Below are 11224 nucleotides of genomic sequence, written 5' to 3' on the forward strand. Positions count from 1 at the left end.
AATTCGCCTGACCTTAATCGCCGCCAGCCCGATCTGCAGGTCAAACGCCTTGACCTGCCAACAGGTGAAACGTCGAATACGGCCAGTCAATCACCTTGCGAGCCAAGCCATGCTTGAGCGGATTGATATGGACGTAATCCATGTACGCGGAAAAATCGTGGTCGTCACGATTCAGATGTTCCCAATGACGGCGCTGCCAAATGCCACGTTCGTCGCGACGCACACGCACCACATGCGGCGCAATGCGCTGCGCTTATTGACGCCCTACGGGGTACGCCTTACGGCCTTACGAATTGCGCCTTACGGCCTTGACCCCGTATTCGCTGCGGCTTACGGCCTTAAGAAAATCGCGGTAGCAGAGCGCGTATTGCCGTGGCCTCTTGCGCCTTTCGTTGCGTAAATTTTCCGTAAGCCGAAAAATGCAGATGTGAATATACCGTTTTTGTACCTGTGCGAAATAAGAGGTCCAGTGATCCTGCTTGTTCTTGCGGCACCTTCGCTAACCAGGGGAAAACACCTGTGGCGCGCATCAAGCCGGCGACACTGCGGGGAATGAAAATGTGCGTGGGGTTCCCTCCAAGTATTGCGGCGTTCAACATGTTCAGGTGCGTTGCGTCGAGGTTGTTCGCAGCCAAAATGTTGCGACCTACGGTAGGGACGTGAAGCAACTCGATGAACGATACCAAGTCTGCATGCTCTGGACCAAAGCCGATGCGCGAGAAACTCTGATGGTAACGTCGGCCGTCACCTGAATACTCGGGGAGCAAGAACGGGTGATGAACACCATGCTTGCGCCAGAATGCGACACCATCGTCGTGGTACTCGCGAACCTTCGAGAAGATCGGCTTCGTTTCTATCTCTGCGTCATAGTTTGCATCCAGACCGATAAATAGAAAGCGTGCTCGCTCAGGTGCGGCTCCTTGATATGGTTTATGAGCGAACAATGCATTCAGTTCCGGACTTGGATGAACGAGGTATTTGCTCTTCGATGGAAAATATTCGAATTCAGGCGATGCAACAACAGCGCAGCTTTGTTCTGTTGGACTGAATAATTCAGTCTCACCGGCATTTAGTGCCGATGCCACTTTCACGGCATCGGCCTTGGACAAGAATAAATACTCCAAAGTACAGCAAGAAAACGCATGCTCAAGCTCACGCATACGGATTGGATGATTCCCGACACGGAAACGCCGAGTTGTCCCAGCGGTAGCCGGTAGCGCATAGACACCATACGAGCGCGGCATGGTGAGTTGGCCATCTGCTCTTACGCTCAAAGGAGGAATTGCGCGGAGAACTATCTCCTTCAAAGAGCCTGATATGGATTGCATCTAATTCCTAACATCATGAATGTCTGAAAAACCCAAGATGGTCATTTGCGATTGAATGCGTTATGGCAATAAATAATAGTCTATAGGGCGCAATAAGCGAAGCGCATTGCGCCGCAAGCTGATGACGTGCGTGCGGCGGATGAATTGCGCCGTCAAACCTTCATGGTTTTATAAAAAAATGGGAGTATCAGTTAAATGATTATAACTTTTTGACATGGCAGCACCTTACAGTATAAGGTGTTGCACTTGGTTTTTGAGGCTACCCAGGTATGTTCCCGCACGTATCGCTTGTGGTTTTAAAAATACACTGTGAGGTATGTTTAGGAACATGCGGCGCAATGCGCTGCGCTTATTGACGCCTTACGAATTGCGGCTTACAGCCTTTATTTGTCATTCTTATTAATTTTATTGAAATTAATAAGAAAATATCTTCTATCAATTTCACATTGAAATATTTTAATTTTGAATGGTAGTTTATTAACTCTACTTAATATTGTTTTTTTATTGTTTTCATCAATTCTAGATCCAAAATAAATACTTTTAATGCTTGACTCATTGAAATTGTATAAGCCTGGGCCGTCATGATTTGCCAGTAAGTCAACAATATCATCGATTGAATCAGAGTTTTTATTTAGACTCTCTTTGTAAAATAGCTTTTCATTCTCGCTAAGTTTTCTCTTGATAATTCGCCATTCTTTTTCGTATTCCCAATCCAAAGATTTTGTGAGTAATATTTTTCCAATTACTTCTGCGGATAACGTATCACTTCTTGCAAAAGGTACTTCAGGTCTTTGATTACTGTAAATCACTTTCTTTGCTAGGGAAAAAGGAGGATATTCAGTGCTGAAGCCTATGCATATTCCCCGATGGGAATCTGCGTAGTGGGACCACATAAGCTTGTTATTTTTATCTTCACTCAAGCACATCACACCTATGTTTTGCATTCTTTCTTCTGAAACTACTTTTTGTGGATCTGATTTGAATTTAGAGTGTACATTTTCTGCAACTTTTCTTTGATTGTTTTTTGAAAGGTAATTGCCGTGAACTTCAGGAATCGCAATCATCAATGCTTCAATACTTGGTGGTGATATTGTGGCACCCATTTCAAATGGGTCATTAAAGTTTAATGGTGAGGAGAAATATGCTTGTCCCTCCAGGTACCCTAAAAACCATTCAAGATGCTTCTCAGTGTTTAATGACAAATACCTGTAAATATTTTGGGTCATATTTTTTTATATATAAATAATCAATAGCGCTGAGTCAACTATTGGTTCTTAAATTATTAGCCATGTAGCGCCGCAAGCTGATGAGTTGCGCGGTCCAGCCTTCTTGGTTTTATAAAAATAGGGATGTCAGAAAAATAGGCATGTCCCCGCTCGTATCGCGTGTGGTTTTAAAAATACACTGGCAGGTATGTTTAGGAACATGCGGCGCAATTCGCTGCGCTTATTGACGCCTTATGAATTGCGGCTTACGGCCTTGCGGCTTAGAGGCTTCTTATTTATTCTAGAAATTCACTATTTCCAAACGCTCGGCGATCAAAATATTCCTTAGTCTGGACAATAACGCTATTGCTCAAGTCGGTCATAGCGGGGGTCAAGTTGGAAATTTCAAACGGCATATGCTCTAGAAAAGCATACCTCTCAACTAAACACTTATAGTTCCAATAAGTGCTATCTGACTGACAATAGCAGTTGACAGCCAGAAGCTGGGCGGTTTCAATTACCAAGCGCAACACTGGGTTAATGAACAGTGTTTGTCGAATGTTGTAGCAGCGTGATGTGCTGAGTATAAACGACGAGTGGTGACTCATAGCCGAGCCTTGCTCGTGGGCGTGTGTTGAGCGACAGGGCGATGGCGTCGAGCTCTTCCTGCGAGTAGATTGACAGGTCGGAACCCTTTGGCATGTACTGGCGTAGCAAGCCATTGGTATTTTCGTTCGAGCCGCGCTGCCAGGGGCTGTGCGGGTCGGCGAAATAGATCTGGACGCCGGTGCGTGCGGTGAGGATTTTGTGGCCGTGCATCTCGCGGCCCTGATCGTAGGTCATGGTCTTGCGCATGGCCGCAGGCTCCCGGTTGAGCACGGCAGCGAAGCTGTCGACCACGGCCTTGGTGGTCGCGTTATCCATCTTGGCGAGCACCACAAAGCCGGTTGTGCGTTCGACCAGTGTGCCCACTGAGGAACGGTTGCCAGCGCCCTTGATCAGGTCTCCCTCCCAGTGCCCAGGGATGAGGCGATCCTCGACCTCCGGCGGCCGGATATGGATGCTCTGCATGTCTGGGATCTGGCGGCGGTCGGTGCCACGGCTGCGCGGCTTGCGCGTCTGATTATGGTGGCGCAGGCAGGCAATCAGTTCGCGTTTGAGCTCGCCGCGCGGGTGCAGATAGATGGCGTTATAGATGGTCTCGTGGGACACGGATTTTTCCGGATTGTTGGGCCATAGGAGCCGCAGTTTCCGCGCAATTTGCTGCGGCGACCAGAGTTCATTGAGCTGATTGCGCACTACCCGAAACAGGACGCCGTCCGTGTGCAGTTTGAGAACACGGCGCGGCGCAATGCGGCGAGCTTGGCATTGCTGGTGCGCCAGATTGGCATCGTAGACGCCCACGCCGCTGCTGCGCTTGAGTTCGCGGCCAATCGTGCTGGGAGAACGGCAAAGGCGTTTAGCAATAGATCGGATGGAGCACAGGTCGGTGCGCATGGTCATGACAACGGCGCGCTCCTGGGTGGTCAAATGCTTGTAGATTTTTGGCATGGCAGCACCTTACAGCAAAGGTGTTGCACTTGGTTTTTGAGAACGCCCTGCGTTACCTCGATATTAAGAAATGCCCGGACGATATTCGAATAGAGTTTCTCATCATCGGATACTGTCGGGCTCAATATGTTGGCACCATTATATGGGCCGATAAAACTCGTATTAGGGTTCCTAGTGGCGATTAGTTTGAGGAGTTGATAGAGAATCCTGAAGTAATGACCGCAGCGATCATCGTGTTTCTTTAGTGCTGCATTCGACTCTTGAAGACTAGACTTTTTCCAAAAAATTGCATCTCTTATGTACTCGGCATCACTCTTGCCGCCCGAGTTTTTTGGATTGACGGAGGTAAATGATGTGAGCACCGCATTATGCTGGTTCAACAGTGAGAAAAACGTGTCCTCAAAGCGTTGCTTCTCTAGTGTCCTTGCCTGGTCCTGCTGAGCAAGCTTCGCCTGCGCTAGCTCTATTTTTGTTGCGCTGAGCTCCTCTCGCTGTATCTCGATCGATCTGGTTAGCCAGTAAAGTGCAAAGAAGGCGACTAGTGGATTGAGTATTCCACCGACAAAATCACCGAATGCCCCCCATGTCGCGGCGTTGCTTGTCTCCATTGGAACCTTGTTGATAATGCCGAACCAAACAAGGTACGAAATTGGCAAAATACCTGTGAAAGCTAACGCCACGAACAATGTATTTTTGGTTTGCTTTTTAAGCTGTTTATTTGCGATTTCGATTTCAGTATTCATTTTTGAGCTCTTTTTTGGATAAAACACTGGACTTCCAACATAGGGATTTTTTTATATTGAAGTAGTTGCAGGAACTACTCGTCCACTTTATTAGCGTAACCCCTGAGGCGCTCACCTACCCAACCCCCACCAAACTCCGTCCCCCCGCCGTCCTCTGCACCAATATCCTGGTCGCGATCCGTTCCGTCATTTCCTGCACATGCGAGATCACGCCGACTTTGCGGCCCATCGATTGCAGGCCGTCCAATGCATCCATCGCGACGCGCAGGGTGTCGGCATCCAGGCTGCCAAAGCCTTCGTCGATGAACAGGGATTCGACCCGCACGCGGTTGGAGGATAGCGATGCGAGGCCGAGCGCGAGCGCGAGCGAGACCAGGAAGGATTCGCCGCCGGATAGCGAGTGGACCGAGCGCTGTTCGTCGCCCATGTCCTGATCGACCACCATCAGCGCCAGCGTGTCGTTGATGCGTTGCAGCCGGTAGCGGCGCGACAGTTCATTCAAGTGGCGGTTGGCGTAGCCGAGCAGCACGTCGAGTGTGAATTGCTGCGCGTAGTTGCGGAATTTCTTGCCGTCGGCGGCGCCGATCAGCTCGTTCAGTTGCGCCCACAGCCGGTGTGTCGCTTCCTGCTTGGCGATGGTGCCGAGCATGTCGGCGGCATGCGCGCGGCGCGCCTGGTCTTGTGCCAGTGCCAGTTGCAATTCGGTGGCTTTGGCGTGGGCGCTCTGGCGTTCGGCGGCCAAAGTGTGCAGCGCTTGCTGCAGTGCGTCTATCGGCTTGGCGTTGATGTCGGCTGCAACTTGGGGCGTGTTGTTGTCTGCTTCTGCGTCGGCTTTAGCCGGCGTGTTGGCCGTGCCGGCGGTGTCGTCGTCGTGCGGCGGGCGCTGTTGTTGGTGCGCTTGCCTTTGGCTGCTGCGCTCCTGCAGCACGGTGGCGGCTTGCTGGGCGGCGGCGTCGATCGCATGCAGCGCAGCACGCTCGTTGGCGATCCAGTCGGCGGGGTGGGCCAGCAGCGTGTGCAGCTGCTCCGCGCTTAGTGGGTCGGCGCTGTCGGCAGAACTTTTTGCAACATTAACGCGGTTGATCCAGTCGGCCAAATGTTCGGCGGCGGCCTGCGCTTCGCTGCTGTGGCTGGTCAGGCGCGCTTTGGCCTGCTCCAGCGCTTCGGACGTTCGGGTCTGGGCCTGCTTGCCGTCGTTGCTGGCTTGGGTGTGCTGGGACAACAGGGTTTTGGCGGCGGCAATCGCGCTGGCCAATTGCGCTTCGATTTTCTGCACCGACTGGCCGTTGAACAGTGCCTGGCGCTCTGCTTGCATTGCTTTTAGCGCTGCATCGCTGGCGACGAAGGCGCTGCTGGCGCGTTGCCGCTCGGCCTCGGCCTTGGTGTGCGTATCGAGCAATCCGGCGAGTTCCAATGTCAGGGTGGCGCTGCGTTGCTGGCTTTGCTCACGGGCGTTGCGCTGGGTTAGCCATTGCTGGGCGTTTTGCGCGCATTGGGCATGGAAGGCTTCCGGGTCCGCCTGCCAGTCGCTTCTCCAGCCGATTTGCCCATCGGCATGACCTTTTTCGGCGCCATCCGAGGCCCCGAAGGCAGCGTCGAGTTGGTCCAGGCTGGCGCTTAAGCGTTGCTGGCTTTGGGTTAATTGTTCGGCGACGGCCCGTTGTTTTGCCTTGGTTTCGGTTAGCGCGGTCTGGGCGGCGCTGGCGGCTTCTTTCTTTTTGTTGTGGTCTGCCGTGGCGCGGTCGAACGCGGTCTGGGCTTGGTCCTTGGCTTCCGCGGCGCTGCGCCACGCGGCATCGATCTGGTTGATGCTGAGCAGTTGCGCCTGCACGGTGGCGCGCTGGCTGGCGAACCAGTCGGCTTGTTCCGTGGCTTCGATACCGACCAGTTCCGCTGCAATTGGATGCGCTTGCCAGTCCTGGCGCTGGCGCTGGATGGCGGCGTGCAATTGCTGCTGTTCTTGCGCGATCGCGCCGAGCTGGCGGCGGTGGCTGGCGGCGTCCGCGATGTGGGTGGCTTGCTGCTGTTGCGCGTGCTGGGTTTGCTGGCGGCAGTTTGCCACTTCGGCTTGCAGGCTGGCGAGCATCGCGTGCAGCTGCGGGTTGGCTATGCTGTACGGATGTTCGATGGCACCGCAGACCGGGCAGGGCGCATCAATCTCCAGCGCGGCGCGCAGGGTTTCGACGCTGTCGGCGCAGGCGGCTTCGGCGCCTTTCAGCGAGCGCTCGGCTTGCGCCAGTGCGGCGGTGAGTGTCGGAATCTGTGCGCTGACTTTGGCCAGCGCCGCATCGGCTTGCACGGCGGCTTGCTGGCTGTCTCGGGATTGCACATCCAGCGCTTGCTGGCGGGTCTGCTGTTCGGCCAGTGTGCGCCACAGATGCTCGGCGCTGACTAGTTGGTCGCGGCGGGTGTCGGCGCTTTGTTTGCGTGCCTGCAGCGCGCTGATGTCGATGCTGGCGTGTTGTTGTGTGGCGTGATGGCGCTGCGTGTCAGCTGCTGCCAGTGCGGTGCCGGCTGCAGCGAGTGCGTTGGCCGTTGCGTCGAGCAGCGCGTTCTGTTTTGCTTCGTTTTGCGCAATACTTGCCAGTATGGCTTCATGATGCAATATTTCATTGCGGTGAGTGCATGACTGTTTGAGGAGTATGTCCCAGCGCGGCCAATTTTCCGACAGCGTTTGCAGCGGCGCGTGTTGCGCCAGCCAATGCTCGGTGGCCTGCAGCTCTTGTTGCGCGGCGCTGAGTTCGGCCTGTTTGGCTTGGCGGTCTTGTTGCGCGAGTGAGGCGGCTTTGTCGGCGTCGGCTTGCGCCTGTTGCGCCACGCGATGCGCCGGCAGCAAGGTGTCGATACGGGCGTCGAGCGCCTTGGCCTGATCCAGCGCGGGGGCGGCGACGCCTTGTGCCTGCTCGGCATCAATCAGCGTGCGTTGCGCGATCTCCAGCGCGGCATCGGCTTGCTGGCGGGTTTGGTCGGCGCTGGCCAGCTTGGTCTGGCACTCGGCGATCGCGCCATGGTCCTGGGCGATGCTGCGCGCCAGCCGGTCGACCTCGGCCACCAGCGGGCGCGCGGCTTGCACCGATTCGACCCGCTGCAGGTCGGTGCGGCGCGCTGCGGCGGCTTGTTGGTCCGCTTGCCTTTGCTGCAATTGCGCGTGCGCCAGTTGTGCGTTTTGCTGGAATTTGTCGTCGTCCTGATGCCAGCGCAGTTGGGCATCGAGTCTGGTCTTGCGCAGGTCGAGCGCGGCGACGGCGGCGCTGGCGGCGCTGCTGTCCTGTTCCAGCTGGCTGCGCGCTTCGTCGCTCAAAGGTTTCTGGTCGGCCAGACGGTCATTGATGCGCTGCAGTTCAAGCTGTTCCTGCTTGGCGCGGGCATAGGCGCGTTGCGACAGGGTGCTGTAGATGGCGCTGCCGGTGAGGGTTTCGAGCAGCTCGCCGCGTTCGTTGTCGTCGGCCTTCAGGAAGGCGGAAAATTCGTTTTGCGCCAGCAGCACCGCGCGCGTGAATTGTTCGAACGAGAGGCCGATGCGTTGGACGATTTCGGCCAAGACTTCCTTGTTGGTGCCGCCGATGGGCTGCAGGTCGGGCAATTGTTTCAGGCTCATGCCGGTTTTTTGCAGGCTGCCTTCCGCTTTGCCGCGGGCGCGCCGCACGCTCCAGCGGGCGCGGTAGCCGATGCCGTCGTTACCGACAAAATCGACTTCGGCATGGCCTTCTGCGGCGCCGCGCCGCAACAGGTTACGCGCGTCCTGCTGCGTGACGATGAAGTCGCCGACGTCGGGTAGCGTTTTGTTGCCGGCCTTTAGCAGGCGCGGCGTGCTTTCATACAGCGCCATGCAGAGCGCGTCGAGCAGGGTGCTTTTGCCGGCGCCGGTCGGGCCGGAAATGGCGAACAGGCCGGCAGATTTTAGCGGTTCCTGCTCGAAATCGACTTCAAACTCGCCCGCCAGCGAGGCCAGGTTCTTGCCACGGATTGCGAGGATTTTCATGCTGCCGCCTCGCTTGGCGTCAGCATCAATTCGGCAAAGGCCGCGCGCAGCTCGGCAGGCGCGTCGTCGTCGTATTTGCTGCGATACAGCCGGTTGAAGATGTCGTCCGGTTGCAGCCGTTCCAGTTGCTCCAGCGATGCCAGCGCGGTGTTGCTGACATTCTTTGGCGTGAAGCTGGTTTCAATCTTGGCGAGGCGCACCTGTTTGCCTTCCAGTGCCGCTTCGACGCGGGCGCGCAGGCCGGGTTCGGGCGCGTCGAGGCGGATGCGCACTTCCAGATACGGTTGCCGTTGCGGGTCGTCATTGGCCGGCAGGGCCAAAGCTGCCAACGCAGCGAGCACGTCGTCCAGCGGCGCCGGCTGTTTCGGCACGCGCAGCAGTTCGACCGCACGCGGCACCGGCAGGGCGGTGATGTCGGCAGCCGCTTCGCCATGCAGATCGACGCGCAGCACTTGGTGCGGGTAGCCGACTTCGGCAAACGACATCGGCAGCGGGCTGCCGCAATAGCGCAGGTGCGCTTGCTTGCCGACGCTTTGCGCCAGGTGCAGATGACCCAGTGCGGCATAGGCTATTGCCGCGTCGAAGATGCCGGCCGGCAGCGCCTCGGTGCCGCCGATGACGATGCGGCGCTCGGAGTCTGCCGAAATTTCGCCGCCGACCATGTGGCAGTGGCCCAGCGCGATGATCGCCTGGCCGGGCTGGCGCAGGCTCAACGCATGGTCCAGCGCCTGACGGTACAGCAGCGCGATGCCTTCCATATAGGGATCGGCCTCGGTCTCCGTATTTGTCTCTGCATTTTTCTCAACGCGCGGCACGTCGCCGGGGCGCAGGAAGGGGATTGCCAGGCACCAGGCGGCGGTCTCGCCCAGCCGGTTTTTCAGCGGCACCACCAGCCGTGCGAGGTCGATCGCGCCGTTCGGCAGGCGCGGCACGAAGCCGATCACGGTCGCGTCCAAGGTTTCCAGCAGCGGCCCCGGCGCTTCCAGCCGTCCCGGTGAATCGTGGTTGCCGGCGATGATGACGATGTTCAGATGCGGCACGCGCATCTTGGCCTGCTGCAGGAAACGGTACAGCTGCTTTTGCGAGGCGGCGGACGGGTTCGCATTGTCGAAGATGTCGCCGGAGATCAGCAGGCCTTCCGCCTGTTCGACAGCGATGGTGTCGAGCAGCCAGTCCAGGAAGCACTGATGCTCGAAGCCGCGTTCGAAGTTATGCAGGGTCTGGCCCAGATGCCAGTCCGAGGTGTGGATGAAGCGCAAGGTGGTGTCCTTTTATCGCCGTTTGTACGGTGGGAATGTGGTGATGTATTGTATTGGCCGTTAGATCGGGAAGTGAACTTCGTCCGCTGCGACTTCGGCCACGTTTCGCACCTCAAGATGCGGGTGACTGCTCGCAACATACTCAAGAGTGCGCAGCACCGCGCGTCCATCATCATGGCATGTTGGCAGCAGGCTGAGCTGTGGTGATGTCACGATTTATATAAATATCAATAATAGCCTCCAGGTGTGCCTGCCGTGCGTGCAGTGTACCCACTGCCGGCATCAGGCCTCGGTCACCGCTAGCACCTTGTTTCCCGCCAGCAAACTGCCCCCCGCAGAAATCGTTCTCGGCCGCCTGCCTGATGGTCTCGCATCAGGGCGCCTATCCGCTTTGCGCTGGTCCGCGCAGCTTGACGTGTCCTGGATCACCGCACACACTATGCTGTACAAGATCCGGTGATCGGTGAACGGGTGAATAATGCCGTTTGCGGGGGGTGGTGGAACTGTACGGCGCCTTGGTCGGCGGGCCCCGGCTCGCAAAGCGTGGGCGCGGTGCCAAACAAGGTGATTTACGCTTATTCAGGTAGGCGAACATGCGAAAACAACATACCAATGCCCCGGGAAAATTGCCCTCCTTAGCGGGCGAAATTGATGAGGGCGAACGACGCTTCAGATCGCTTGCCGATGCGATTCCCCAAAACCTGTGGACAGCCAATCCGGATGGCAGGTACGAGTACGTCAACCAACGGTTCATCACCTATACCGGACTCACTTTGGAACAAATCCAAAGCGGGGATTTTCGGAGTCTAATATTCCACCCGGATGATTTGCAAGCTTTCCTCGATCGCAGGACGCGCGCATTAGAGAACGGTGAAGCTTATGAAGGTGAATACCGCTTGAAAAGGGCCTCCGATGGCACCTATCGATGGCATCTTGCCCGGGGAGTGCCGGTCAAAGACGCCAATGGACATATTGTCAACTGGGTCGGGACCAGCACCGATATCGAGGACCAAAAGCAGGCGGAGGCCGCAGCCGAAAGCGCGAACCGCGCGAAATCGGATTTCCTTTCCGGCATGAGCCATGAGCTGCGCAGTCCGCTGAATGCGATCCTCGGTTTCACGCAGCTGATGGCGTCCGATTCCCCGCCGCCGACGCC

At 56.4% G+C, this 11224-nt stretch carries 7 protein-coding genes; 1 reads left to right on the forward strand and 6 read right to left on the reverse strand.

What is annotated here, in order from left to right:
• Window positions 1-338: 338 nt before the first annotated feature.
• The 6 genes from ACFOFO_RS23060 to ACFOFO_RS23085 all read right to left on the reverse strand — a co-directional run bounded on the left by ACFOFO_RS23060 (window position 339) and on the right by ACFOFO_RS23085 (window position 10068).
• Window positions 339-1109: a hypothetical protein gene (locus ACFOFO_RS23060; protein WP_390323919.1), complete on the reverse strand. Its 771-nt coding sequence runs from the start codon at window positions 1107-1109 to the stop codon at window positions 339-341.
• A 602-nt stretch (window positions 1110-1711) separates the two neighbouring features.
• Window positions 1712-2554, reverse strand: a complete 843-nt coding sequence (locus ACFOFO_RS23065) for a DUF2971 domain-containing protein (protein WP_390333007.1) — start codon at window positions 2552-2554, stop codon at window positions 1712-1714.
• Between the two features lie 516 nt (window positions 2555-3070).
• Complete coding sequence (locus ACFOFO_RS23070; protein WP_390333009.1) at window positions 3071-4084, reverse strand: IS30 family transposase; 1014 nt, start codon at window positions 4082-4084, stop codon at window positions 3071-3073.
• A complete protein-coding gene (locus ACFOFO_RS23075) occupies window positions 4060-4827 on the reverse strand; it encodes a putative phage abortive infection protein (RefSeq protein ID WP_390333012.1) in 768 nt (255 codons plus the stop codon). Before ACFOFO_RS23075 ends, ACFOFO_RS23070 begins: the two co-directional genes overlap by 25 nt.
• A gap of 115 nt (window positions 4828-4942) precedes the next feature.
• On the reverse strand, window positions 4943-8809 hold the full coding sequence (locus tag ACFOFO_RS23080; RefSeq protein WP_390323923.1) for an AAA family ATPase: 3867 nt from the start codon (window positions 8807-8809) through the stop codon (window positions 4943-4945).
• Entirely contained in the window at window positions 8806-10068 is a 1263-nt protein-coding gene (locus ACFOFO_RS23085) for an exonuclease SbcCD subunit D C-terminal domain-containing protein (protein WP_390323924.1), read from the reverse strand. The genes ACFOFO_RS23080 and ACFOFO_RS23085 overlap by 4 nt, the downstream gene beginning before the upstream one ends.
• Before the next feature lie 593 nt (window positions 10069-10661).
• Between ACFOFO_RS23085 and ACFOFO_RS23090 the strand changes: the two genes are divergently transcribed.
• Window positions 10662-11224, forward strand: a 563-nt coding sequence (locus ACFOFO_RS23090) for a PAS domain-containing protein (protein WP_390333014.1), incomplete at its 3' end; no start/stop codon positions are given.

It is taken from the genome of Pseudundibacterium arcticum (assembly GCF_042646465.1).
Taxonomy (GTDB): domain Bacteria; phylum Pseudomonadota; class Gammaproteobacteria; order Burkholderiales; family Burkholderiaceae_D; genus Undibacterium_A; species Undibacterium_A arcticum.